The 25,992-nt window shown below is 33.4% G+C and carries 24 protein-coding genes and 1 rRNA gene; 15 read left to right on the forward strand and 10 right to left on the reverse strand.

The annotated features are described in order from the left end of the window. Nucleotides 1–85: 85 nt before the first annotated feature. Nucleotides 86–679, forward strand: a complete 594-nt coding sequence (locus tag LOS86_RS04530) for a glutathione peroxidase (RefSeq protein ID WP_231843449.1) — start codon at nucleotides 86–88, stop codon at nucleotides 677–679. Nucleotides 680–746: 67 nt separating this feature from the next. On the opposite strand, the gene LOS86_RS04535 is transcribed toward LOS86_RS04530, so the two are convergent. Further along, nucleotides 747–1,241, reverse strand: coding sequence for a GNAT family N-acetyltransferase (locus LOS86_RS04535; RefSeq protein ID WP_231843450.1), 495 nt, complete (start codon nucleotides 1,239–1,241; stop codon nucleotides 747–749). A gap of 77 nt (nucleotides 1,242–1,318) precedes the next feature. Between LOS86_RS04535 and menD the strand changes: the two genes are divergently transcribed. Next, nucleotides 1,319–2,971 carry a 2-succinyl-5-enolpyruvyl-6-hydroxy-3-cyclohexene-1-carboxylic-acid synthase gene (menD, locus tag LOS86_RS04540; protein ID WP_231843451.1) on the forward strand — a complete coding sequence of 551 codons (1,653 nt, stop codon included), beginning with the start codon at nucleotides 1,319–1,321 and terminating at the stop codon, nucleotides 2,969–2,971. Nucleotides 2,972–3,004: 33 nt separating this feature from the next. On the opposite strand, the gene LOS86_RS04545 is transcribed toward menD, so the two are convergent. From LOS86_RS04545 to LOS86_RS04555, 3 genes are all read right to left on the reverse strand, one after another. Then, on the reverse strand, nucleotides 3,005–4,144 hold the full coding sequence (locus LOS86_RS04545) for a T9SS type A sorting domain-containing protein (RefSeq protein ID WP_231843452.1): 1,140 nt from the start codon (nucleotides 4,142–4,144) through the stop codon (nucleotides 3,005–3,007). 187 nt (nucleotides 4,145–4,331) lie between these two features. After that, nucleotides 4,332–5,285: a transketolase family protein gene (locus tag LOS86_RS04550; protein ID WP_231843453.1), complete on the reverse strand. Its 954-nt coding sequence runs from the start codon at nucleotides 5,283–5,285 to the stop codon at nucleotides 4,332–4,334. A 57-nt stretch (nucleotides 5,286–5,342) separates the two neighbouring features. After that, on the reverse strand, nucleotides 5,343–6,188 hold the full coding sequence (locus LOS86_RS04555) for a transketolase (RefSeq protein WP_231843454.1): 846 nt from the start codon (nucleotides 6,186–6,188) through the stop codon (nucleotides 5,343–5,345). A 530-nt stretch (nucleotides 6,189–6,718) separates the two neighbouring features. Between LOS86_RS04555 and tgt the strand changes: the two genes are divergently transcribed. From tgt to LOS86_RS04600, 9 genes are all read left to right on the forward strand, one after another. Continuing rightward, on the forward strand, nucleotides 6,719–7,849 hold the full coding sequence (tgt, locus tag LOS86_RS04560; protein WP_231843455.1) for a tRNA guanosine(34) transglycosylase Tgt: 1,131 nt from the start codon (nucleotides 6,719–6,721) through the stop codon (nucleotides 7,847–7,849). A 104-nt stretch (nucleotides 7,850–7,953) separates the two neighbouring features. Then, nucleotides 7,954–9,042: an LptF/LptG family permease gene (locus LOS86_RS04565; protein ID WP_231843456.1), complete on the forward strand. Its 1,089-nt coding sequence runs from the start codon at nucleotides 7,954–7,956 to the stop codon at nucleotides 9,040–9,042. Then, nucleotides 9,029–9,922 carry a DMT family transporter gene (locus tag LOS86_RS04570; RefSeq protein ID WP_231843457.1) on the forward strand — a complete coding sequence of 298 codons (894 nt, stop codon included), beginning with the start codon at nucleotides 9,029–9,031 and terminating at the stop codon, nucleotides 9,920–9,922. Before LOS86_RS04565 ends, LOS86_RS04570 begins: the two co-directional genes overlap by 14 nt. Nucleotides 9,923–9,985: 63 nt before the next feature. Then, nucleotides 9,986–10,939 carry an acetyl-CoA carboxylase carboxyltransferase subunit alpha gene (locus tag LOS86_RS04575; RefSeq protein ID WP_231843458.1) on the forward strand — a complete coding sequence of 318 codons (954 nt, stop codon included), beginning with the start codon at nucleotides 9,986–9,988 and terminating at the stop codon, nucleotides 10,937–10,939. 143 nt (nucleotides 10,940–11,082) lie between these two features. Next, a complete protein-coding gene (dnaB, locus tag LOS86_RS04580; protein WP_231843459.1) occupies nucleotides 11,083–12,630 on the forward strand; it encodes a replicative DNA helicase in 1,548 nt (515 codons plus the stop codon). 108 nt (nucleotides 12,631–12,738) lie between these two features. After that, nucleotides 12,739–13,047, forward strand: coding sequence for a hypothetical protein (locus LOS86_RS04585; protein WP_231843460.1), 309 nt, complete (start codon nucleotides 12,739–12,741; stop codon nucleotides 13,045–13,047). 621 nt (nucleotides 13,048–13,668) lie between these two features. Continuing rightward, nucleotides 13,669–14,463: a sensor histidine kinase gene (locus LOS86_RS04590; protein WP_231843461.1), complete on the forward strand. Its 795-nt coding sequence runs from the start codon at nucleotides 13,669–13,671 to the stop codon at nucleotides 14,461–14,463. Continuing rightward, on the forward strand, nucleotides 14,463–15,128 hold the full coding sequence (locus LOS86_RS04595; protein WP_231843462.1) for a response regulator transcription factor: 666 nt from the start codon (nucleotides 14,463–14,465) through the stop codon (nucleotides 15,126–15,128). The genes LOS86_RS04590 and LOS86_RS04595 overlap by 1 nt, the downstream gene beginning before the upstream one ends. 351 nt (nucleotides 15,129–15,479) lie before the next feature. Beyond that, nucleotides 15,480–16,757 carry an asparagine synthetase B gene (locus LOS86_RS04600; protein ID WP_231843463.1) on the forward strand — a complete coding sequence of 426 codons (1,278 nt, stop codon included), beginning with the start codon at nucleotides 15,480–15,482 and terminating at the stop codon, nucleotides 16,755–16,757. A gap of 1 nt (nucleotide 16,758) precedes the next feature. Here the strand turns inward: LOS86_RS04600 and LOS86_RS04605 are convergent, their stop codons facing one another. Together LOS86_RS04605 and rlmF are read right to left on the reverse strand one after the other, a co-directional pair. Continuing rightward, entirely contained in the window at nucleotides 16,759–17,217 is a 459-nt protein-coding gene (locus tag LOS86_RS04605; protein ID WP_231843464.1) for a DUF1569 domain-containing protein, read from the reverse strand. A gap of 252 nt (nucleotides 17,218–17,469) precedes the next feature. After that, nucleotides 17,470–18,375 carry a 23S rRNA (adenine(1618)-N(6))-methyltransferase RlmF gene (gene rlmF, locus LOS86_RS04610; protein ID WP_231843465.1) on the reverse strand — a complete coding sequence of 302 codons (906 nt, stop codon included), beginning with the start codon at nucleotides 18,373–18,375 and terminating at the stop codon, nucleotides 17,470–17,472. A gap of 165 nt (nucleotides 18,376–18,540) precedes the next feature. Between rlmF and LOS86_RS04615 the strand changes: the two genes are divergently transcribed. Together LOS86_RS04615 and LOS86_RS04620 are read left to right on the forward strand one after the other, a co-directional pair. Next, nucleotides 18,541–19,338 carry a hypothetical protein gene (locus LOS86_RS04615; protein WP_231843466.1) on the forward strand — a complete coding sequence of 266 codons (798 nt, stop codon included), beginning with the start codon at nucleotides 18,541–18,543 and terminating at the stop codon, nucleotides 19,336–19,338. Nucleotides 19,339–19,398: 60 nt separating this feature from the next. Beyond that, complete coding sequence (locus LOS86_RS04620; protein WP_231843467.1) at nucleotides 19,399–19,887, forward strand: hypothetical protein; 489 nt, start codon at nucleotides 19,399–19,401, stop codon at nucleotides 19,885–19,887. A 149-nt stretch (nucleotides 19,888–20,036) separates the two neighbouring features. Here the strand turns inward: LOS86_RS04620 and rplT are convergent, their stop codons facing one another. The 4 genes from rplT to thrS all read right to left on the reverse strand — a co-directional run bounded on the left by rplT (nucleotide 20,037) and on the right by thrS (nucleotide 23,339). Continuing rightward, nucleotides 20,037–20,381 carry a 50S ribosomal protein L20 gene (rplT, locus tag LOS86_RS04625; RefSeq protein ID WP_231843468.1) on the reverse strand — a complete coding sequence of 115 codons (345 nt, stop codon included), beginning with the start codon at nucleotides 20,379–20,381 and terminating at the stop codon, nucleotides 20,037–20,039. A 140-nt stretch (nucleotides 20,382–20,521) separates the two neighbouring features. Beyond that, a complete protein-coding gene (gene rpmI, locus LOS86_RS04630) occupies nucleotides 20,522–20,719 on the reverse strand; it encodes a 50S ribosomal protein L35 (protein WP_026726127.1) in 198 nt (65 codons plus the stop codon). 102 nt (nucleotides 20,720–20,821) lie between these two features. Then, on the reverse strand, nucleotides 20,822–21,316 hold the full coding sequence (infC, locus tag LOS86_RS04635; RefSeq protein WP_231843911.1) for a translation initiation factor IF-3: 495 nt from the start codon (nucleotides 21,314–21,316) through the stop codon (nucleotides 20,822–20,824). An 82-nt stretch (nucleotides 21,317–21,398) separates the two neighbouring features. Next, a complete protein-coding gene (gene thrS / locus LOS86_RS04640; RefSeq protein WP_231843469.1) occupies nucleotides 21,399–23,339 on the reverse strand; it encodes a threonine--tRNA ligase in 1,941 nt (646 codons plus the stop codon). A gap of 416 nt (nucleotides 23,340–23,755) precedes the next feature. Between thrS and LOS86_RS04645 the strand changes: the two genes are divergently transcribed. Both LOS86_RS04645 and LOS86_RS04650 read left to right on the forward strand, forming a co-directional pair. After that, nucleotides 23,756–24,055, forward strand: a complete 300-nt coding sequence (locus tag LOS86_RS04645; protein ID WP_231843470.1) for a hypothetical protein — start codon at nucleotides 23,756–23,758, stop codon at nucleotides 24,053–24,055. Between the two features lie 339 nt (nucleotides 24,056–24,394). After that, nucleotides 24,395–25,910: ribosomal RNA gene (locus LOS86_RS04650) — 16S ribosomal RNA — on the forward strand. The last annotated feature ends 82 nt before the right edge of the window (nucleotides 25,911–25,992 follow it).

The following is a 25,992-nucleotide window of genomic DNA, read 5'->3' on the forward strand; positions in this document are numbered from 1 at the left end:
GGTCGCTAATTAGCGACCATTTTTTTTTAAGAAATGTTTATCAAAAATTGCGTTTTAAAATCCTAAATTTGAAATAAAAAAAGAGATGAAGAAATTAGTAACCTTGTTTTCAGTAGTAGCATTGCTTTTTAGTTGTCAAAATCAGGCACAAAAGAAACAAACGACTACTCCAACAGCAATCACAACTTCTATGGCAAAGGAAACCATTTATCAGTTCAAAGTAGAAGATTTGAGTGGAGATTCATTCGATTTTTCAACACTAAAAGGAAAGAAAATATTGGTAGTTAACACCGCATCTGAATGTGGCTTAACACCGCAATACGAACAATTGCAAGAAATTTACGAAAAATACAAAGACAAAAACTTCGTAATCGTAGGTTTTCCAGCAAACAACTTTGGAGCACAAGAACCCGGTACTAATAAGCAAATTGCTACTTTTTGTCAAAAAAATTATGGGGTAACATTTCCTATGATGGCAAAAATTTCGGTTAAAGGAAGTGATATGCATCCTGTATATCAATTCTTAACTCAAAAAGCTAAAAATGGATTAGAAGACAGCGAAGTGCAATGGAACTTTCAGAAATACTTAATCAATGAAAATGGCGAATTAGTAAAAGTAGTTTCACCAAGAACATTACCTACTGATGCAGAAATCGTAAATTGGATTGAAGGAAAATAGTTTAGTTGTCAGTTTTCAGTCGCAGTTTTCAGTTTTTATTGACTACGACTGAGAACTGCAATTAATTTTAAAGCATTTTCTGAACAATAACCGAGTGCAACCATTTATTAAACTTAAAGCCTGATTCTTTAATAAACCCAACTTCCTCAAAACCAAATTTCTTGTGAAAATCAATGCTGTTTGTGTTTTCAGAATCGATTACGCCAACCATCGTGTGAAGGTTTTGTTGTTTAGCTTTTTCGATTAATTCGGTTAATAATAATTTTCCGATGCCTTTACCAATAACATTCTTATTCGCATAAACCGAATGTTCTACTGTGAATTTATAAGCTTCTCTGAAACGAAATTCGCTATAATAACCAAAACCTACAACTTCATTATTCATTTCGGCAACAATTATAGGGAAACCTTTCTGAAGTTTTTCTTCAAAAATAGTTTCTTGAGTTGTTAAAGTTCGCACATTGTAATCGTATAATGCAGTTGAATTCAAAATAGCATCGTTGATGATATCTAAAATAGCAGGGCAATCGTTTTTTTGGTAGTCTCTAATTTTTATCTCCATTTCGCAAAGAAATTACAAGGTAAAAGTACTAAAAACCTTTTCAACTTCGTAACTTTGTAGTTCAGTTATTTTTTAAAATGATGTATCCAAAAATTCCTTTAGCGCAAAGCATAATTGAAATTTGCCAACAAAAAGGAGTCCAACATATCGTAATTTCACCAGGTTCGCGCAATGCCCCTTTGACGATCGGATTTACTAATAATCCGTTTTTCAAATGTTATAGTATTGCTGACGAACGTTGTGCTGCTTTTTTTGCTTTGGGAATCGCCCAACAAATTCAAAAACCTGTTGCTATTGTTTGTACTTCCGGTTCTGCAGTTTTGAATTATTATCCTGCGGTGGCAGAAGCTTTTTACAGCCAAATTCCTCTAGTAGTCATTTCTGCCGATAGACCTCAAAGTAAGATTGATATTGGTGACGGACAAACCATTCGTCAAGAAAATGTTTTTGCCAATCACAGTTTATACAATGCTAATTTGCAAGAAAACGCATCAACTGAAAATGACAATCACATTCAAAAGGCGTTTCATGTTGCGGTTGCCCAAAAAGGGCCAGTTCATATCAATGCACCTTTTGAAGAACCTTTGTATGAAACGGTTACAGCATTACAAGTTCAACCTGAAATCATCGATTTTACTACCAAAGAAAAGCATTTCTCATTAGGAGCTAGTTCAAAAGAGACTTGGAACAAAGCGACGAAGAAATTGGTTTTAGTAGGAGAGTTGTTTCCCAATTCAGTAGAGCAAAAGCATTTGGATATTTTAGCGAATGATCCAAGTGTGGTAGTTTTAACAGAAAAAACATCAAATTTACATCATCCAACTTTCATTGACCAAATTGATACTTTGATTACGCCATTTACAGAGGATGATTTCAAAGTGTTTCAACCTGAAATTTTGTTGACTTTCGGTGGAATGGTAGTTTCGAAACGTATCAAAGCCTTCTTGCGAAAATACAAACCAGTACATCATTGGCATGTGGACGATTTAAGAGCGTATGACACTTTTGGAGCGCTTACGAATCATTTTGAAACTAAAATCAATACGTTTTTGAGTCAGTTGTTGACTGAAAACACCATTGAAAGCACCTATAAATCAAGTATTGCAACTATTTGGAAAGATAGAGAAGCGAAACATAAAGAATACACCGCAAACATTCCGTTTTCTGATTTTAAAGTGTTTGATTTTATTTGCCAAAACTTACCTAATAGCATCCAATTACAAGTTAGTAATAGTTCGGCTATACGTTACCTACAGTTATTTGATTTAGAAAAAAGTATACAAGTATTTTGTAATCGAGGTACTAGTGGAATAGATGGAAGTACTTCGACAGCCATTGGAGCTGCATCTGTGACAAATTTACCAACGATTTTGATTACAGGTGACATTAGCTTTTTATACGATAGTAATGCTTTGTGGAACAATTATATTTCAAAAAACTTCAAAATCATTTTATTAAACAATAACGGTGGTGGTATTTTTAGAATTTTACCTGGACATCAAGAAACGGAAACGTTTAACACTTATTTTGAAACTTCTCACCAATTAAACGCTTCACATTTAGCTAAAATGTATGGATTGGATTACTTTTCAGCGAATGATGAAACGACATTACAGCTACAATATTCTGCATTCCTAAACCAAAATGAAAAACCAAGCATTTTAGAAATTTTCACTCCAGAAAAAGAGAATAATGGCGTTTTATTAGAATTCTTTAAAAGGTTGAAGTAATCTTCGAATGAATTGATTAAATAAAAAGAGTCGTTATTTTTTAATTATTTTTTTAAAATAAAATTGGTTTTCTAGTTTTATTTGAGCAAAATAAACGCCTGCAACAAGGTTTTCTAATGAGATCGAATTTACATTTTTATTTTGAAATATGATTTTTCCAAAATTGTCATAAATAGTTACTTCATCAATTATTACAGAGCTATTTATGGCTGTTTCACATGGATTAGGATAAAGTACAAAATGGTTATTTGCGATATCCTCCAAACTCAAAAAAGTATCGGCATTTAATTCAATAAACCATAATTTAGCAGGAAATGTTATTGAGATTGGCCCTGAAGTAAAAGTGTATTTTTCATTTGAAATGTACAAGCGATGTTTTGTAGGCGTGATTTCGAATAATGAAATAGCTTCAACTTGATTTCCAAGCGGTACAATATTGGTGATTTTTGGAGAAACATTTCCAGAGAAAATATCCAAATTTGATGCAGAAATATTGTGTATAGTATACATAAAGGGAGCTTGAGAACTGCTATAGCCTGTAAGGTAAATGACATCTTCATTAAATGAAATATCGGCACCAGTAATTAATCCATTTGTGTTGTAAGTACTCACAAATTGGGCACTGTAACTTCCACTTATTTTAGGAATTGAATACACATTTACCATGTTGTTTACCCAATTTTTTGTAAAGATTAGCAACTTGTCGCCAAAAGAAATAAGTCCTTCTGCATCCCAATTGTTGTTATTTGGTAACGAGTTAAAAGTAGTTTGATTCGCATAAGAATAAGAAATTGTTTCCGCAGTAGCAATATTATCGGCATCGTCAAAATCACTTTTCGATATTTTATAAATCTTTAAATCGGTTCTATTACCGTTATTATTCCCTATGTCACCAATGTAGATATGAGTTGCATCTTGAGTAATGTCTTCCCAATCAACATTTGTAGCATTATTGATAGTAATAGTTCTTACTATAGATCCATTAGAGCTGTTTATTTCATATATTTCGGCTTGACCTCCACTATCATTAAATGTGAATAGCTTGTTGTTATAAAACAATAAACCTGAAGTTTCATCTAAATTAGGAGTTTGTATATTCGTAATAGAAGTTGCAGTTTGTGATTGACCCAAAAAGAAACTTAAGACAACAATAAGTGAAATTTTGTATTTCATTTTCAAGGTAATTTGTTTGGTTTAAAATCAGAAATGAAATTTAAAATTGTTATTGTAGGAGTAAATAGTAAGTTATTAATTGACTAAATTAATACTACTAATTTACGAATAAATGATGAGATTATTCAGGTTTAAACAAAAAAAAGTCCTCAATTATTTGAGGACCTTATATTATAAAAAAAGTGAATTACTTTCTTTTCATTACTTTTTCTGCTTTTTCAATAATGGCTGCGCTGTTTAAACCATATTTTTCCATTAATTGGTCTGGTGTGCCACTTTCTCCAAAGCTGTCGTTAACCGCCACAAATTCTTGTGGAACTAAATGGTTTTGAACTAAACATCTAGAAACACTTTCTCCTAAACCACCTATAATATTATGTTCTTCAGCCGTAACCACACAACCTGTTTTCTTTACCGATTTTAAAATCGCTTCTTCGTCTAATGGTTTAATCGTGTGAATGTTGATTACTTCTGCTGAAATTCCTTTTGCTTCTAAAGCTTCTGCTGCTACTAACGCTTCCCAAACTAAATGTCCAGTAGCAATAATCGTAACATCAGTTCCTTCGTCTAGCATAATCGCTTTTCCAATTACGAAAGGCTCGTCTGCTGGCATAAAGTTAGGTACTACAGGACGACCAAAACGCAAATAAGCAGGACCATGATGGTCAGCTAAAGCTAATGTAGCTGCTTTGGTTTGGTTATAATCGCAAGTGTTGATAACGGTCATCCCAGGTAACATTTTCATCAAACCGATGTCTTCTAAGATTTGGTGCGTTGCTCCGTCTTCTCCAAGTGTTAATCCAGCATGAGAAGCACAAATTTTTACATTTTTATCAGAATAAGCTACAGATTGACGAATTTGGTCATACACTCTTCCTGTAGAAAAGTTAGCGAAAGTTCCTGTGAAAGGAATTTTTCCACCAATCGTTAATCCAGCTGCAATTCCAATCATATTCGCTTCGGCAATTCCGATTTGGAAGAAACGCTCTGGGTGGTTTTTCTTGAAATCATCAAATTTTAATGATCCAATTAAATCCGCACAAAGTGCTACTACGTTTTCGTTTTTTTGACCTAATTCAGTCATTCCAGCTCCAAATCCTGAACGGGTATCTTTGCTGCCTTGGTTGATATATTTTTTCATTTGTTTTAAATTTAATGGTATTCTACTGAATACTTGTAACTGAACACTGATTACTGATTAATAGTCTCCTAAAGTTTCAACATTCTGTGCTAAACCTTTTGCTAATTGCTCATCATTTGGCGCTTTTCCGTGCCAAGCGTGTGTGTGCATCATAAAATCAACACCGTTACCCATTTCGGTATGCAATAAAATACAAACCGGTTTTCCGTTACCTGATTTTGATTTTGCATCAGCTAAACAAGCTTTGATAGCGTCAATGTTGTTTCCCTCTTTGATTTCTAATACAATCCAATCAAATGCTTCAAACTTCGCTTTTACGCTTCCCATCGCTAAAACTTCGTCTGTAGTTCCGTCGATTTGTTTTCCGTTCAAGTCGATTGTTGCAATTAAGTTGTCTACTTTTTTTGCAGAAGCATACATGATAGCTTCCCAGTTTTGTCCCTCTTGTAATTCTCCATCACCTAAAAGGGCATATACTAAATGATTGTCGTTATTCAATTTTTTAGCCTGTGCAGCACCAACCGCTACTGACAAACCTTGTCCTAACGAACCAGATGCCATACGAACTCCTGGTAAACCTTCATGAGTCGTTGGGTGACCTTGTAATCTTGAATTTAATTTTCTGAATGTTGCTAATTCTGCTACTGGGAAGTAACCGCTTCTAGCTAAAACACTGTAAAAAACAGGTGAAATATGTCCGTTTGATAAGAAGAAAATATCTTCATTCATTCCGTTCATATCAAAACCTTCGTTACGTTTCATAACGTCTTGGTATAAGGTAACCAAAAATTCAGCACATCCCAAAGAACCTCCTGGGTGACCCGAATTTACGGCATGTACCATACGAAGAATATCTCTTCGAACTTGTGTTGTAAAATCTTGTAGTTGTTGCGTGTTAGACATTATCAAAGATGTATAAGTTAATTGGTTGCAAAAGTAATTCTATTTTTTTGCTGGTACAAATCATTTTATTAGAAGTTATTAAGAATTGTTTTTTGGAGGGTGATGGGAGATGGGAGTTAGGAGTTGGGAGTTGGGAGTTGGGAGTTGGGAGTTGGGAGTGAAATGAAATGCAGAGATGCAGAGATTGCAGCATTTTTTTGCTCACAAAGTCGGAAAGACACAAAGGTTTTATTGAAATTATAAAATAAAAATACCCTCATTGCATTAGTGAATCTGTTTTATACGCTTGCCTGTATGAATTTTTAAGATTTCTTTCATTACTTCAATCGGTATTTCAGAAATCTTAGCAGTTACTAGTTGAAAGTTATAATTGTTTTATTTTAATTTGATTTTTGAAATTGAACTTGAACTTGAACTTGAATTTGAACTTGTACTTGAACTTGTACTTGAACTTGATTTTTCTAATTTTATCCTAAATTCTAAAACTACAATTGAAATTAATTTATCTTTGCCGTTCGTAAAAGCACAATATGAAGTTTGATTTAATTACAAAAGACCCAAAAAGTAAAGCTAGAGCAGGAAAAATAACTACAGATCATGGTGTTATTGAAACCCCAATTTTTATGCCTGTAGGAACTGTTGCCTCTGTAAAAGGAGTACACCAACGCGAACTAAAACAAGATATAAACCCAGATATTATTTTAGGGAATACCTATCATTTATATTTAAGACCTCAAACCAAAATTTTAGAAGCAGCTGGAGGTTTGCATAAATTCATGAATTGGGATAGAAACATCCTTACCGATTCAGGTGGTTATCAAGTGTATTCGTTATCCGGGAGAAGAAAAATTAAAGAAGAAGGAGTAAAATTCAAATCGCATATTGATGGTTCGTATCATTTCTTTTCGCCAGAAAATGTAATGGAAATTCAAAGAAGTATTGGGGCTGATATCATAATGGCATTTGACGAATGTACACCTTATCCATGCGATTATCGTTATGCAAAACGTTCAATGCACATGACACATCGTTGGTTAGATCGTTGTATTACCCATTTGGATAAATTGCCTTTCAAATACGGATACGAACAAACGTTTTTTCCAATTGTCCAAGGAAGTACATTTAAAGATTTACGTCAACAATCGGCAGAATATATTGCAAATGTAGGGGCTGAAGGAAATGCTATTGGAGGACTTTCAGTAGGAGAGCCAGCAGAGGAAATGTACGCAATGACAGAAGTAGTAACGGCTATTCTTCCTGAAGACAAACCAAGATATTTAATGGGAGTAGGAACACCAATCAATATTTTAGAAAATATCGCGTTAGGTATTGATATGTTTGATTGTGTTATGCCAACACGTAACGCCAGAAACGGAATGTTATTCACAGCTCATGGTTCTATAAACATTAAAAATAAAAAGTGGGAAGCTGATTTTTCTCCAATTGATGAAATGGGTCACACTTGGGTAGATACCGAATATTCAAAAGCGTATTTAAGACACCTTTTTGCAGCAAATGAATTCTTAGGAAAACAAATCGCTACGATTCACAATTTAGGTTTTTACATGTGGTTAGTGCGTGAAGCAAGAAGACAAATTGTAGCAGGAACATTCAGAGAGTGGAAAGACAAAATGGTGATTCAAATGAATCAACGTTTATAATTTGAGAATATAGAATAAAGAATATAGAACAAAGAATATAGAATGAGATATAGATTAAGTAAAAAAGTCTATTCTCTTTTTTCTAATCTCTTTTCTCTTGAAATATGAAAATAATAGATACTTACATTTTAAAACGATATTTAGTTACTTTTTCGGTAATGCTACTTATGTTTATTCCTATTGGGATAACCATTGACGTATCGGAAAAGGTAAATAAAATGATTGAGAAGAAAATTCCATTAAAGGATATCTTAATCTATTATGGCGATTTTACTATTTATTTTGCCAATCTATTATTCCCTATATTTTTATTTTTATCTATTATTTGGTTTACCTCCAAACTAGCAAATAACACTGAAATTATTGCTATTTTAAGTTCGGGAATTTCATTTGGTAGGTTTTTACGTCCTTTTATTTATGGTGCTGTAATTGTATCCATTTTTGCTTTGTTAATGGGTTTTTTCTTAGTGCCAAAAGCCAGTAAAGGATTTAATGATTTTAGATATCAAAACTTAAAAGGAAATTCGCAAACTCGAGAGACTTCCGATATTTTCAGACAAATTAAAAAAGATGGAAAATTAGAAGAAAATATATATGTGAGTAATTACAACTATATTTCTCAAACCGGATTTAATTTTACTTATGAGAAAATAATTGATAATAAATTAATTGAAAAAGTTACTGCTAGTAGAATTAAATACAATGAAAAAACCAAAGAATACACTTTGTATACCTATAACAAAAGAATAGTAGGAACAGATAACGATAATATTGAAAGCAAGGAAAAGTTAAATTTAAAATACAACTTTAAACCTGATGATTTAACGCCAGTTATTTATGTTGCAGAAACTATGACAATTGGGCAATTAAATTCATTTATCAATAATGAAAGAGAACGTGGAAATAGCAATTTGAATACCTATTTAGTTGTTTTTTACAAGAAGTTTAGTTTGCCAATTTCTGCCTTTATATTAACGATTATAGCGGTAGCAGTTTCTTCCATGAAACGAAGAGGAGGAATGGGAATCAATTTAGCAATAGGAATAGTTATTGCATTTACCTTTATTTTCTTTGATAAAGTTTTTGGAACACTAGCGGAAAAATCAAGTATTCCACCTTTTATTGCTGTTTGGTTTCCAAATGTAGTTTTTGGAATATTAGCAGCTTATTTACTTCGCAATGCAAAACGATAATTTAAAAAGCTATTTACATCTTCATCTCATTGTTTTTATTTGGGGATTTACCGCAATTCTAGGAAAACTAATTTCTTTAGAAGCTTTAGATTTAGTTTGGTATCGCATGCTTTTTGCTTCAACAATAATGACAATAGTGGTGGTTTTAAGCAAAGAAAAAGTAAAAGTTCCACTTAATGTATTCATTGGTTTTGTTGTTTCTGGGATTATTATTGCAACTCATTGGCTTACTTTTTACCAAGCTATTAAAGTTTCTAATGTGTCTATAACATTAGCTTGTTTGTCTACAGGTGCTTTTTTCGCTTCAATTTTAGAACCCATTTTTTATAAGAGAAAAATTATTTGGTATGAATTGGTTTTCGGTCTTATAGTAATAGCAGGTTTAAGTATCATTTTTAATGTAGAAACAAAATATAAATCTGGGATTTATTTGGCTGTTACCTCTGCTTTTTTATCCGCGTTATTTTCGGTTATTAATGGAAAATACGCTAAAGAATATAGTCCCAATATTATTTCCTTATACGAATTATCAAGTGGTGTTTTCTTTTTAAGTATTTATTTATTTTTTGCAGGAAGTTTTTCTCCCGCATTTTTTGCCATTTCAATTAATGATCTAATATGGTTGTTTTTGTTGTCTTCTATTTGTACCGCCTATGCTTTTTCGGCTTCGGTAAAAGTGATGAAATATTTAAGTCCTTTTACAGTGATGTTAACCATAAATTTAGAACCCATTTATGGAATCATTTTAGCATTGATGATTTTCAAAGATGGAGAAGAAATGACCCCTTTATTTTACGTGGGGGCATTACTTATTTTAATAACTGTAATTGCTAATGGAATAGTAAAAAGCAAGAAAAAGAAACAACTTATTACGGATTAAATTATTAAAGTTAATTGAAAATTTTATCTTTGTAAAATCAAACACAAACCAAATAAACCGATTATGGAATATTTAGATTTTGAATTACCAATTAAAGAGCTTGAAGACCAATTAGATAAATGTCAAATCATTGGGCAAGAATCAGATGTTGATGTTTCGAATACATGCAAACAAATTGAAAAAAAGTTAGAAGAAACTAAAAAGAAAATATACAAAAATCTTACTGCTTGGCAACGTGTACAGTTATCACGTCATCCAAACCGTCCTTATACTTTAGAATACATTGAAAATCTTACAAAAGGTACTTTTTTAGAGCTTTTTGGAGATAGAAATTTTAAAGACGACAAAGCCATGGTAGGTGGATTAGGTCAAATTAACGGACAATCTTTCATGATTATTGGTCAGCAAAAAGGAGTGAATACTAAAATGCGCCAATATAGAAATTTTGGTATGGCCAATCCAGAAGGATACCGTAAAGCCTTACGTCTAATGAAAATGGCGGAAAAATTCAATATTCCAGTGTTAACATTAATTGACACTCCAGGTGCTTATCCAGGTTTAGAAGCTGAAGAAAGAGGACAAGGTGAAGCTATTGCAAGAAATATTTTTGAGATGGCACGTTTACAAACACCTATTATTTCAATCATTATTGGAGAAGGTGCTTCTGGAGGCGCATTAGGAATTGGTGTTGGAAATAAAGTGTACATGCTAGAAAATACTTGGTATTCTGTAATTTCTCCTGAATCTTGTTCGTCTATTTTATGGAGAAGTTGGGAATATAAAGAACAAGCTGCTGAAGCTTTAAAATTAACGTCAATTGACATGAAAAAGCAAAAGTTAATTGATGATATTATCCCTGAGCCTCTTGGTGGTGCTCATTATGATAAAGAAACTACATTTAAAACGGTAGCTGAATATGTATCCAAAGCTTATAATGAATTAAAAGATTTATCAACAAAAGAATTGGTAGCTCAGCGAATGGATAAGTATAGTAAAATGGGTGAATTCAAAGAGTAGTCGCTTATTTTTAAATAATACAAAAAATCCGGAGCTAAAAGTTTCGGATTTTTTTTGGTTTATCAACAAAAAAATGAAGTTATTAACAGTGTGATATTAAGAACTCGATTTAAAATTTTATAAAAAAAGAGTACCTTAGCAATATGGAAAATGTCAGAAATATAAACCCGATAAAAGTAGATAAAACTACAATTATCAATTTAGAAAAAGGAAAGTTACCTCCTCAAGCTTTAGACCTTGAAGAAGCAGTACTTGGTGCCATGATGATTGATAAAAAAGGGGTTGATGAAGTAATTGATATTTTACAACCAGATGCCTTTTATAAAGACGCACATAAGTACATTTTTGAAGCAATTGTGCAATTGTTTAATGAAACCCAACCAATTGACTTATTAACCGTTTCGGCTCAATTAAAGAAAAACGGAAAATTAGAACTATCTGGAGGCGATTTTTACTTAATTCAGTTGACACAAAAGATATCATCTTCTGCTCATATTGAATTTCACTCACGTATTATTCTTCAAAAGTACATTCAAAGAAGTTTAATTAAAATTTCAAGTGAAATTATTGAAGAATCGTATGATGAGTCAACGGATGTATTTGATTTATTAGACAAAGCGGAATCTAAATTATACGAAGTTACACAAGGTAACATCAAACGAAGTTCAGAAACGGCACAAAGTTTAGTAATTCAAGCAAAAAAACGAATTGAGGAAATTGCTGGTAAAGAAGGTTTAAGTGGAATCCCAACAGGTTTTCACGATTTGGATAAATTGACTTCAGGTTGGCAACCTTCTGATTTAATTATTGTGGCCGCTCGTCCTGGTATGGGTAAAACTGCGTTTACGCTTTCAATGGCAAGAAATATGGCAATTGATTATGGTGCGCCTGTTGCTTTTTTCTCATTAGAGATGTCGTCAGTTCAGTTAATAACACGTTTGATTTCTTCTGAAACCGGATTATCATCTGAGAAATTAAGAACAGGTAAATTAGAAAAACACGAGTGGGAGCAATTGTCTATCAAAGTGAAAGACTTGGAAAAAGCGCCATTATACATTGATGATACTCCTTCATTGTCAATCTTTGATTTACGTGCAAAAGCAAGACGACTTTCTTCTCAATACGGAATCAAAATGATTGTTATTGATTACCTTCAGTTAATGACAGCTGGTGGAAATGGAAAAGGAGGCGGAAATCGTGAACAAGAAATCTCAACCATTTCTCGAAATTTAAAAGCTTTGGCAAAAGAGTTAAATGTTCCAGTTATTGCTCTTTCTCAGTTATCGCGTGCTGTTGAAACTCGTGGTTCTAGTAAACGCCCATTACTTTCCGATTTAAGGGAATCAGGAGCTATTGAGCAAGATGCCGATATCGTATCGTTTATTTATCGCCCAGAATATTATAAAATTGACGAATGGGATGACGAAGAGCGCTCTCCAACGCAAGGTCAAGCTGAATTTATCGTGGCAAAACACCGTAATGGTGGATTAGATAATATTCGATTAAAATTTGTGGGAAGTTTAGGTAAGTTTGACAACTTGGATGATTTTAGTACTCCTTTTGATTCGTTACCTTCAAAAATGAATTTAGATGAAACGAATCCATTTATAACACCAAATTTACCAACACCAAACGAAGCATTTGGAAGCACAATGAATTCGTATGATGATGATTCAGATGTTCCTTTTTAAAGGTTTTATTTGGGAATTGTTTGAAATAGATTACATAAAATTATCTTAAATAGTTATTTATTATAAATTTTTTACTACATTTATGTTTAAATTTTAAAACTATAAATTATGTCAAAGTATTCAATTTCCCTAAGTGATGCTAAAAATTGGGTAAAATCTTGGAGAACAAATCCTCCTACAGAATTAGCAAAAGGTCATTTAATTCCTGGTGAAGCATTATCAGAATTATTAGCAACAGAAGGTGTTGTAGATGTAAGAGCTTATATGGGTGTAGATGAATCAGGAACTCAAAAATTAATTTTTGTTGGTGTTGATGAAGATGGAAAAGATTTAATTGATGATACGCATTTAATATATGATAGAACCTGTCCATGTCCAACTTTTTGTGACCCAACAAGTCCTATTTTTAATCCATAATTTTGTTTGAACCAAAATATTTATTTTTAACTTCAGCACTGTTATGTTTGCTATATTTTATAGGCTTTTTCAAAAATGAAAAAGCCTATAAAGTTTTTACGTTTTATATTTTTGGAGTACTATTTATAGATTATATCTCTTCAAATTTGTGGAATTGGTTTAAAATTTATAATGTTTTTACAGCACATTTTTATGACTTATTCCAATTCATTGTTTTAAGTTACTTTTATTCTTATTTGCTTAAAACGAAAGCCCAACTCTATTCTGTTTATATAACATTAATTGTACTTCCTATTTTCTTAATCACTCGTTATATTTTTAATCCTAATTTGTTTTTTGAATACAGTCTTCTTGAAACATATTTAACTACAATTCCTATTATCATATACTCAACCATGCATTTATATAATGGAATAGGAGGTAAGTCAAAATACTATTTTATCAATTTAGGTTTGTTATTTTATTTATTTACGAGTACATTTATTTTTCTGCTCTTTAAATTAATTGATGTTTTAAAAATCAATGAGTTTAATTCGGCCATGTATAACATCAATATTATATTGCAGTATATTAAATTTGGTTTTTTCTTTTATCAATGGAAATTAATTTATTTTAATAAAAATGAATAATATTAGCTTAGAAAATAAAGAAATAATTCAAGTAGTGTTTTTTATTCTACTTGCTTTTATTACAATGTTTTTGGTATTGATACTGTTTTTTTATTTTTCTAGAAAAAAGGTAGTTCTGATTGAAATTGAAAAGAAAAATTTAGAATTAAAACATCAAAAAGAACTATTACATTCGGTTTTAATTACACAAGAAGAAGAACGTAAACGTATTGCCCAAGATTTACATGATGATATTAGCTCAAAGCTTAATGTAGTTTCATTAAATAGTCATTTACTACAAACCCCAAATTTAAATGAAGATGAGCAAAATAATATCACTAACAATATTATAGAGTTAACTCAAAAAGCGTTAGAAGAATCTAGACGAATTGCTCATGATTTATTGCCTCCGGTTTTAGAAAAATTTGGACTTCATGCCGGAATTGAAGAATTAGTAGCAGAATATAACAGTACACGTTCTGTAAAAGTTTCTTATGAAAATCATATCGATTTTGAAAACTATCCTGTTGAAAGACATTTGCATATATTTAGAATACTTCAAGAATTGTTAAATAATTCAATTCGTCATGGAAAAGCTACTGAAATCTCAATTCATTTTACTACCTTCGGACAACGAAAAAACTTTACTTACATTGATAACGGACTAGGGTTTGATAGTTCTAACAATGAAAATAGTAAAGGTTTGGGAATGAAGAATATTGAAAGTAGAATAAACTTTTTAGGAGGCGATTTCAACTTTTATTCAAGACCCAATGAAGGAGTAAAAATGGAATTTAATTTCGACTAATGAGCAACAAAATCAAAATTATTATTGCAGACGATGAAGAATTATTTAGAAAAGGAATCTATTTTCTACTTCAACGCGAGCCTAATTTTGAAGTTATTTTCGAAGCTTCAAACGGAGCTGAATTAGTAGAACATTTAAAAACAACTTCAGAACTTCCTCAAATTATTATGATGGATTTGAAAATGCCATTGATAAATGGTGTGGAAGCAACTAAAATAATTCATAAAGACTTTCCTAATATTAGAATTATTGCCTTAACCAGTTATAATACCAAATCATTTATTGCCAACATGATAAAAGTGGGTGCAGCTTCATATTTAGTTAAAAATGCATCTCCAAAAGACATGATAAAAACTGTAAATGAAGTTGCTCAAAAAGGATTTTATTATAATGAATTGGTTATGGAAGTAATTCATCAAAACATGATATCTACGGTATCATCAAAAACAGTATTAGATGAAGATTTCTTAACAGAAAGAGAAAAGGAAGTATTGGAATTAATATGTAAGCAACACAATTCAACTGAAATAGCTGAAATGATGAACTTAAGCGTTAGAACAGTTGATGGTCACAGAAATAATCTTTTAACAAAAACCAATTCTAAAAATGTAGCAGGATTGGTCATATTTGCTATTCAAAATAAAATCATTACTCTGGATAACTAATGATGTTTATAAAAGAATATTTTAGTAACTTCTATAGAAATAAAATACTAAAATGAAATAGACTAGAATAGTAATTCCTAGTACAATATATCCGATTTTTTTTAATATTTTCATTTCTTTAGTGTTTATTAGCGAAATTGGCAAATTGTTTGAATTCATTTAGATCAATTATTTAATACATGTCAAAACTATACTAAAAAAACTTTCTGTGTAAGAGTAAAAATACCTGATTTTTAAACCAGGTATTTTTACGGGGGTAACCAGGTATTTTTACGGGGGTGCGACTTTAACATTTATATAAATGTATATCTCCAAAAATGTTATAAATTAGTAAATTATATTTTGTATTTCATGAAATTTAAAGGTCTCAACTTAATTATAGTATTCTTTTTTCTTTGCTCTTTTTCGAGTAGAGCTTCTTTCGTTTTATTACCCATGGAAGCCGAAGGACAACAAAATCACTTAAAGGCATACGGCATTACCTATTGGGCTTTAGATAAAAGTTACAAAGTAAGTTGGTTGTTAAACTACAGAGGCGGATCGTTTTTATTACCTGATGCCCCAGAAATAAGAAAAGAATGTCAAATTCGAGGTGTTACTTTTGAAGTTTTATCAGATGCCACTGCGAATTCTATTTTAGAAGATATTAGTTCGCCATCACAAAATATGGAAACGGTTGTATTAGAAAAAGCACCTAAAATTGCCGTTTATACGCCAAAAGGCAAACAACCTTGGGATGATGCCGTAACGATGGTGTTAACCTATGCCGAAATTCCCTATACCGAAATTTACGATGAGGAAGTATTGTCAGACCAACTATTATTATATGATTGGTTGCATTTACATCACGAAGATTTTACAGGTCAGTACGGAAAGTTTTTTGGGAATTATCGCAATATGCCGTGGTACATCCAACAAAAAGCAGAGGCTGAAGCTTTAGCAAAGAAATTGGGTTATAACAAAGTATCTGAAGAAAAATTAGCAGTAGCAAAGAAAATTAGAGATTTCGTAATCGGTGGCGGATTCATGTTTGCCATGTGTTCAGCAACCGATAGTTTTGATATTGCACTTTCAGCAGAAGGAGTTGATATTTGCGAACCCATGTTTGACGGCGATGATTCCGATGCCAATTATCAAGCTAAAATTGATTATTCCAATACCTTTGCGTTTAAAGATTATACTTTAGTTCGTAATCCAATGGTTTATGAATTTTCTGATATTGATACTACCGAAGAACATGGAAAAGGCGCTTTTTCAATGGATAAAGACTATTTTACTTTAATGGAATATTCGGCAAAATGGGATCCAATTCCAACGATGTTGTGTCAAAATCACACCCAATTGGTAAAAGGATTCATGGGGCAAACAACAGCTTTTGATGCTGAAAAAATAAAATCGAATGTCTTAGTAATGGGCGAATGTAAAATCAACGGTGAAGCTCGCTACATTCACGGAACCAAAGGAAAAGGAATGTTCACTTTTTACGGTGGTCACGACCCAGAAGATTACCAACATAGAGTAGGAGATGCACCAACGGTTTTAGATTTACATCCAAATTCTCCTGGATATCGTTTAATTCTAAATAATGTTTTGTTTCCAGCGGCTAGAAAGAAAAAGCTGAAAACGTAAGTTATTTCAAAATATCCTTCACAATCATTACATGATGTTTGGTGTGCAATACTAAAAAAATCTCTGTTTCCTTCTTATTTAAAACCCCAAAAAAAGGATGTGGAAAATGAGCATTTTTGTCCAATTTATCCCAATCATTTAGATTTTTTCTCACTTTTACAAAATCTAAACTCAAAGTTTCTGGAGAAATGTCACCTTCAGGTCTAACGATTTTTGGTGCTTTTGCTTTTCCTCTCGGAATTTTTTTCATGATTGACATAATCAAAAGACGTTTAAAATTAAATCGCCATTGATATTCCGTTGGGTTCGAATGTTTGCAAGCCGAAACAATTTGGTCAATCGTTTTTAAGCTATGCGCCATATGCCAACCCACACTTCCCGAAGAAACCGCTAAATTCACTTTATCAAAAGACGCAATATCCGATTCTAATTGATCTAAAAGCTTGTGTAATTCCTGCATAATGTTAGTTGTTACTGTATTATTCTTATGTGATTTCGAGTGTTTTGTGTTTGTAAATCCTTAGATTTTTAAGAACAAAATGTATTGAGAACTATCAGAAACGCTTTAATACCTTTTACTTATTCTCATTTGCCTTTTTATTTAACCATTAAAAACGCAATTCCACTATCGTCATTTCGAGTGTTTTTCTTTTATAAATCCCTAGATTTATAAAAGAAAAATGTATCGAGAACTATAGAAACGTTTAACCTATTACTCTTTAAAAGTCCAAAACAAAATTCTACTCACTTTATTTCCATGTTTCATTTCTGTAATTTGATATGTAGCTTTTACTTTTTTAAGATGCGATAGCAACGGTTTCAAATTATCTTTTTTAGAAACTAACGACGAAAACCATTTGACTTGTGCTTTAAAATGCACACTTTCATAAATCATATTACTGATGAACGTCAATTCGCCACCTTCGCACCAAAGTTCGGAATTCACGCCACCAAAGTTTAGCGTTGGTTTCTTCGAATCTTCAATACCTAAGTTTTTATTTTTACGAATGGTGCCTTTATTCGCTTCTTCTTTTGAACTGTGAAAAGGCGGATTGCAAATCGTCATGTCAAATTTATCTTCTGGAAGAATGATGTTCTTGAAAATGTTTCGTTTGGATGTTTGTAATCGCAACGTAACGTTTTCTTTCAATTTCTGATTCGAATTGATGTTTTCCTGAGCCGCTTCAAAAGCTTGTTTGTCGACTTCGCTACCCACAAAACGCCAATCGTATTCTGAAACACCAATAATCGGATAAATACAATTCGCTCCAATTCCGACATCTAAAATGCGAATTTTATGATTCGTTTGAAGCGTGCCATACGTATCTTCTAAAATATCGGCAACTTGATGAATATACTCTGCTCGTCCTGGAATAGGCGGACAAAGAAAACCTTTTGGGATATCCCAATTCTTCAAACCATAATACTGCAACAACAACGCTTTGTTCAACATTTTCACCGCATCAGGATTCGCAAAATCAATCGTTTCGGTGCCAAATTCATTTACCGCAACAAATGGTGCTAAATCAGGATTAGCCGCAATTAAAGTTTTGAAATCGTATTTGCCGTGGTGCTTGTTTTTCGGATGAAATCCAGTGATGGTTTTGGTAGTATTCAAAGTAATGTTTTTAAAGTGTAAAGGTATTGAATTCTGGGGAATAATGAATGATTGTGTTTTAGGAAGGTTTTTAGTGTTTTGAATTAAATTTCTTATATTTGAAGTGGTACAATAATATAGGTTGTATATTTATATGATAAGTTTTAGCCAATTAAATATCAAATTTTGAAAATAAAAATCCCACCTTATCCAAATCTTCAAATCACAAATAAGGCATTTTCTGATGTCGAAAAAAAATCTGTAAAAAAGTCTGATTCAAGCGAATTAACTAATCAATTAATAATGGTTGTTAAATTCAAAAACGGAGAAGAAAGAGTTATTCGTTCAAGACCAGTTAGATATTTGGATAATCTTTATGTTGCGCCTTTTCCAAATCCTGTTCACTTATTTTTGAGTGTAGCTATTGAACATTTTAATAAATCTGAAATAATTAAAGAAACTAATTTTCCAAAATGTGGGAAAAAACTTGGAGATGACATATTTATATTGGATATTGAAGAAAATGGAACTCACGAATGTTATAATCATTATATAAAATATCGATCAAGTAGCATCGTAATGCTTGTCTCATCTCTTGAGGCATTCTTAAATCATATAATTCCTAATGATTATAAATATAAAACGATTAGAAAGGAAAACGGTAAAGAAAGAGAATTTAATTTCTCTAAAAAGAAGATTGAAAGTGGCTCAGTTTCATTTAGAGAAAAATTAGAAAAAATCATTCCTGAAATAAAAAACAATCAAACATTTTGGGAGGAACTAACAAATGAAAAAGAGAGCCTACTAAATTTATATAACAATAGAAAAAACATAATTCATCTAAAAACAAATGCTGAAGACGATTTAAAAGTATATTTTGACACGATAGATAAAATGTTAGATTTAAATATTGAAGAATCAATAAATTCTATAATAGCTTTTATGAATAATGTGACAACTGAATTTATAAAATATGAAGAGTAAAACAAAACTCGATAACCGATAATGCTGAATTGCATTCCGTGCCACAATCAAAACAAAATCATGCAAAAAAGAATTTTATTTTTATTAGTTGTAGTTACATTGTTTTCTTGTTCTATAAAAAAAATCAATTTCTTACAATTTGAAATATCCGAACTTGAACAAAATGGCTTTTCGATTTATTTGGATAATAATCTAATTGATTTGACAAATACATATTTAAACAGTGATAATATCTTGAATGTGTATAAAAACAAATCGAGTAAAAAGGTTGAAATAATAAGAAAAGATAAAAACACAATTTTCATTTCTTTAAATGATTTATTAAATCAGAAAAAATATAATACTACGATAGACCGTATTGTTATAAATAATATTCAAATAGATAGTTCAAAAATTTCAAAAGTTAAGTTTGAATTGGGTGCAATAAAAGAAATTCGATTACTTACCCAAAATGATTATCAAGGAAAAGAATATGATGATTTACAACAAGTAAAAGATATAATTGGTAACGGAATGCTTGTTATTAATGCTTTTTCATTGGTAGAATAGCAAGCAATTAGTGGCTTTACATCGCAGAATTCCATACCCGATAGCGCGGAATTGCATTCCGTACCCACAATCCAAACACACTACAAATAAAAAACCCCGATTTTCATCGGGGTTTGATATATAAGTAAGATAAACTGAGTTAGACGTAATTATTTAATTTTATTAACGATAGCTGCGAAAGCTGCTGGGTGATTCATAGCTAAATCAGCAAGAACTTTACGGTTCAATTCGATATTGTTAGCTTTTAATTTCCCCATAAACTGAGAATAACTCATTCCGTGTAAACGAGCACCAGCGTTAATACGCATAATCCATAATGCACGGAAGTTTCTTTTGTTTTGTTTTCTATCACGGTAAGCATAAGCCATTGCTTTTTCTACCGCGTTTTTAGCTACAGTCCAAACGTTTTTACGTCTTCCAAAGAAACCTTTGGCTTGTTTTAATACTCTTTTTTTTCTAGCTTTTGATGCTACAGCATTTACTGATCTTGGCATAATTTTAAATGTTTTTTTGTAGTAAGGCGGTTTTTCAACACTTTTAAACGTAGAACATCATACTTTATACTTTGTACTTTTAACTTTGTTCTTCATTCAGCCCACTCCAGGGTTATTAATTGATTTTAACCAACAACAAATTAAATAATATTCAATTGTTGTTTAATACTTCTCTCATCTGTTGGGTGAACCAAAGTTGAGTGAGTTAAAGCTAATTTACGCTTTTTAGATTTTTTAGTCAAAATGTGACTTTTAAAAGCGTGCTTTCTTTTGATTTTTCCAGAGCCAGTAACTTTGAAACGTTTCTTAGCACTAGATTTAGTTTTCATTTTAGGCATTTTCTTCCTGTATTTATAATCTATCTTACTTATTATTTTTTAGTTATCAGTCTCGGTTTTCAGTTTACAGAGTAATTACTGAATACTGCGACTGCTAACTGCTTACTTTTTCTTTTTCGGAGCAATGTACATAATCATACGTTTTCCTTCTAAAACTGGCATCGCTTCAACTTTTCCAAACTCTTCCAATTCTTGAGCTAAACGTAATAATAAAATTTGTCCTTGCTCTTTATAGATAATCGAACGTCCTTTAAAGAATACAAAGGCTTTTAATTTAGCACCGTCTTGTAAAAATTTGATGGCATTCTTTTTCTTAAACTCATAATCATGCTCATCTGTTTGAGGTCCAAAACGGATCTCCTTAATTACAATCTGAGTAGATTTTGCTTTAAGCTCTTTTTCTCTCTTCTTTTGTTGGTACAAAAACTTACCATAATCCATCAATTTACAAACCGGCGGTTCAGCATTTGGAGAAATCTCTACCAAATCAACTTCTTGCTCTTCAGCTAAGCGAAGGGCTTCTGCTATTTTGTAAACTCCAGGCTCAATATTTTCGCCTACTAAACGTACTTCAGGTACACGAATCAAATTGTTGATACGGTGCGCTGCTTTTTTCTCTTCGCGAGGTTGAAAACCTCTGTTGTTTCTAATTGCTATGGCTTTAAGATTTTAGTTAAACTTAAAATTGTTTTAATGTTTTATTGATTTCTTCGTTTATCATTGCAGCAAATTGCTCAATAGTAACCGATACATTTCCTTTTCCTTCTTGTCCGCGTTGTCTCACAGAAATGGTTCCGTTTTTCTCTTCTTCCTCGCCAACAATCAGCATAAACGGATATTTGTTCATCTCCGCTTCTCTAATTTTCTTACCGATTGTTTCATTTCGGTTGTCAATTAGGGCGCGAATTTCGTGATTTTCTAGCAAATCTAAAACTTTTTTCGCATAATTTTCATATTTCTCACTCAAAGACAAGATAATAGCCTGCTCTGGCATCAACCAAATTGGGAAATTTCCTGCTGTGTGTTCCAATAAAATAGCTATAAAACGTTCCATCGAACCAAAAGGCGCTCGGTGAATCATAACAGGGCGATGTAACTTGTCATCCGCACCTTTATAAGACAATTCAAAACGCTCAGGTAAGTTGTAATCTACCTGAATGGTTCCTAATTGCCAACTTCTGCCTAAAGCATCTTTCACCATGAAATCCAATTTCGGACCATAGAAAGCCGCTTCACCAGCTTCAATCACATAATTTAATCCTTTATCTTTCGCAGCACTGATAATTGCATTTTCAGCTTTTTCCCAGTTTTCAACGCTACCTATATATTTATCTGGATTGTTTAAATCACGAACCGATACCTGAGCCGTAAAGTTTTCAAATCCTAAAGATCCAAATACATATAATACTAAGTCAATAACATTTTTGAACTCCGCATCCAATTGATCAGGCGTACAGAAAATGTGCGCATCATCCTGAGTAAATCCTCTAACGCGAGTCAATCCATGCAATTCACCCGATTGCTCATAACGATACACCGTTCCAAATTCAGCATAACGCTTTGGTAAATCTTTGTATGACCAAGGTCTTGCATTGTAAATCTCACAGTGGTGTGGACAGTTCATGGGTTTTAACAAGAACTCTTCGCCTTCCGCAGGAGTATTGATTGGTTGGAAGCTATCCGCTCCATATTTAGCATAGTGGCCAGAAGTCACATACAAGTCTTTCATTCCAATATGAGGCGTAACTACTTGTTCGTAACCTGCTTTTTTCTGTGCTTTTTTCAAGAATTGCTCTAATCTATCGCGTAAAGCAGCACCTTTAGGCAACCATAATGGTAACCCTTGACCTACTTTTTGTGAAAAATGGAATAATTCTAATTCTTTTCCTAATTTTCTATGATCACGGCGTTTTGCTTCTTCTAATAATTCAAGGTAATCCGTTAAATCTTTTTGTTTTGGGAACGAAATTCCATAAACACGAGTTAACTGCTTATTCTTTTCATCACCTCTCCAGTAAGCACCTGCTACCGATAAAATTTTCATCGCTTTGATAATACCCGTATTCGGAATATGACCACCACGACACAAATCAAAGAAGTTCGAATGATCGCAGAACGTAATCGTTCCGTCTTCTAAATTCGAAATCAATTCTGTTTTGTACTCATTATCTTTATAAACCTCCAATGCTTCTGCTTTAGAAACCGAACGCATTTTAAATTCATGCTTCTCTCTCGAAATTTCTAACACACGGTCTTCAATCTTTTTGAAATCGGCATCCGTAATTTTTTTATCACCAAAATCTACGTCGTAATAAAAACCATTATCAATCGCAGGTCCAAGTGTTAATTTAATACCAGGGAAAATTTCTTCCAAAGCTTGCGCCATCACGTGAGAAGTCGAATGCCAAAAAGCTTTTTTTCCCTCTTTGTCATTCCATGTATATAATATAAGTGTACCGTCCGTCGTTAAGGTCGTCGTCGTTTCAATAGTGGTACCATTATAAGAAGCCGAAATCACGTTTCTAGCCAAACCTTCACTAATGCTTTTCGCAACATCCATCGGAGTAACTCCTTGAGCCATCTCCTTAACCGACCCGTCGGGTAAAGTAACTTTTATCATTGTTTAAAATTTATAAGGTGCAAATATAAACGAATAATAAAATCCATACAATATATATAAGGTATAATGTTAAAAAAGATTAGAAGCAGCCATTCTGCATTCCATAAAGACTAATAATCCCGCTGTCCGCTATATCTTTTACAAACCTGTCAGGTTTGTAAAAGGATGCCACTCCCATCGGGGCTAGAGAAGACGTATTGTATTCCAGAAGACTATTTCATTTTTAAAACCATTATGTCATTTCGAGTTCACGAGAAATCTCCTACTCAAGTAGGCTAACATTTGAGCGAAGTGAAAATAATTGTCCTTGCCATAGAACTTGTTCTTGTTCTTGCCCTTGTTCTGTCATTCCGACGAAGTAGGAATCTCCTGCGCAGCAGGCTTTTGCTTAACACAGTTAAGCCCACACCTGAAACTTGAAACCTGAAACCATACATATATATAGTATAAGACAAAATAAACGAATCCTTCTTAGAAAGCATTCCCCCTTTGAAGGGGGCAAGGGGGATGTAAAAAAAATTCCTATATTAAATCCTTATTATCAGAACGTTAAGAAAAACATGAAAAAAAAGAACAAAAAAAGAATAAAAAAGCCTTGTGGGAACAAAAAAGATTTCTACTTTTGCACCCGCATTAGAGCAGAAGTTCACACACAAACTGGGGTATTAAACAAATCAAAAAAACTTTTAAAAAAAGTTAAAAAAAGATTTGGATAATAAAAAGTAAAGGTAGTATCTTTGCCGACCCGAAACGAAAGAATCGGGATGTACAAGTTCTTAAAAATAATGAGTGAGTGGTCAGGAAAAAATAATCAAAAAATTTTTTCAAAAAAGCTTGCCAGATTAAAAAAGAGTTGTACTTTTGCACCCGCTAACTGAAACAGTGGCGAGATTAAAAAAAGAATGACACGTTCATAGACATATTGAATTGACAGCACAAAATTACAGTGATGTAATTTTGAAAATAAGAGAGAGTAAGATTTTTCGAGTAAATTGAAAACAACCTAGCGACTTGAATCGAATAAAACAAGATAGTTAATACTATCAAAACAATATACGATGAAGAGTTTGATCCTGGCTCAGGATGAACGCTAGCGGCAGGCCTAACACATGCAAGTCGAGGGGTAGAAGGAGCTTGCTCCTTTGAGACCGGCGCACGGGTGCGTAACGCGTATGCAATCTACCTTGTACAGGGGAATAGCCCAGAGAAATTTGGATTAATGCCCCATAGTATATAACCTTCGCATGTTGGTTATATTAAAGTTCCAACGGTACAAGATGAGCATGCGTCCCATTAGTTAGTTGGTAAGGTAACGGCTTACCAAGACGATGATGGGTAGGGGTCCTGAGAGGGAGATCCCCCACACTGGTACTGAGACACGGACCAGACTCCTACGGGAGGCAGCAGTGAGGAATATTGGTCAATGGTCGCAAGACTGAACCAGCCATGCCGCGTGCAGGAAGACGGTCCTATGGATTGTAAACTGCTTTTATACAGGAAGAAACCCTCCCACGTGTGGGAGCTTGACGGTACTGTAGGAATAAGGATCGGCTAACTCCGTGCCAGCAGCCGCGGTAATACGGAGGATCCAAGCGTTATCCGGAATCATTGGGTTTAAAGGGTCCGTAGGCGGCCTTATAAGTCAGTGGTGAAAGCCCATCGCTCAACGATGGAACTGCCATTGATACTGTAAGGCTTGAATTATTGTGAAGTAACTAGAATATGTAGTGTAGCGGTGAAATGCTTAGATATTACATGGAATACCAATTGCGAAGGCAGGTTACTAACAATGGATTGACGCTGATGGACGAAAGCGTGGGGAGCGAACAGGATTAGATACCCTGGTAGTCCACGCCGTAAACGATGGATACTAGCTGTTCGGCGCAAGTTGAGTGGCTAAGCGAAAGTGATAAGTATCCCACCTGGGGAGTACGCACGCAAGTGTGAAACTCAAAGGAATTGACGGGGGCCCGCACAAGCGGTGGAGCATGTGGTTTAATTCGATGATACGCGAGGAACCTTACCAGGGCTTAAATGTAGATTGACAGGACTGGAAACAGTTTTTTCTTCGGACAATTTACAAGGTGCTGCATGGTTGTCGTCAGCTCGTGCCGTGAGGTGTCAGGTTAAGTCCTATAACGAGCGCAACCCCTGTCGTTAGTTGCCAGCGAGTCATGTCGGGAACTCTAACGAGACTGCCAGTGTAAACTGTGAGGAAGGTGGGGATGACGTCAAATCATCACGGCCCTTACGTCCTGGGCCACACACGTGCTACAATGGTAGGTACAGAGAGCAGCCACTGCGCGAGCAGGAGCGAATCTACAAAACCTATCTCAGTTCGGATCGGAGTCTGCAACTCGACTCCGTGAAGCTGGAATCGCTAGTAATCGGATATCAGCCATGATCCGGTGAATACGTTCCCGGGCCTTGTACACACCGCCCGTCAAGCCATGGAAGCTGGGGGTGCCTGAAGTCGGTGACCGCAAGGAGCTGCCTAGGGTAAAACTAGTAACTAGGGCTAAGTCGTAACAAGGTAGCCGTACCGGAAGGTGCGGCTGGAACACCTCCTTTCTAGAGAAGATTTGAGCCGCAAGGTTTTGGTTGAAAGGGAAATATTACTCTCGCTGTTAATTTAAAAAATAAGAATAAGCAA

Origin of the sequence: Flavobacterium cyclinae (assembly GCF_021172145.1) — a bacterium.
Taxonomy (GTDB): Bacteria; Bacteroidota; Bacteroidia; order Flavobacteriales; family Flavobacteriaceae; genus Flavobacterium; species Flavobacterium cyclinae.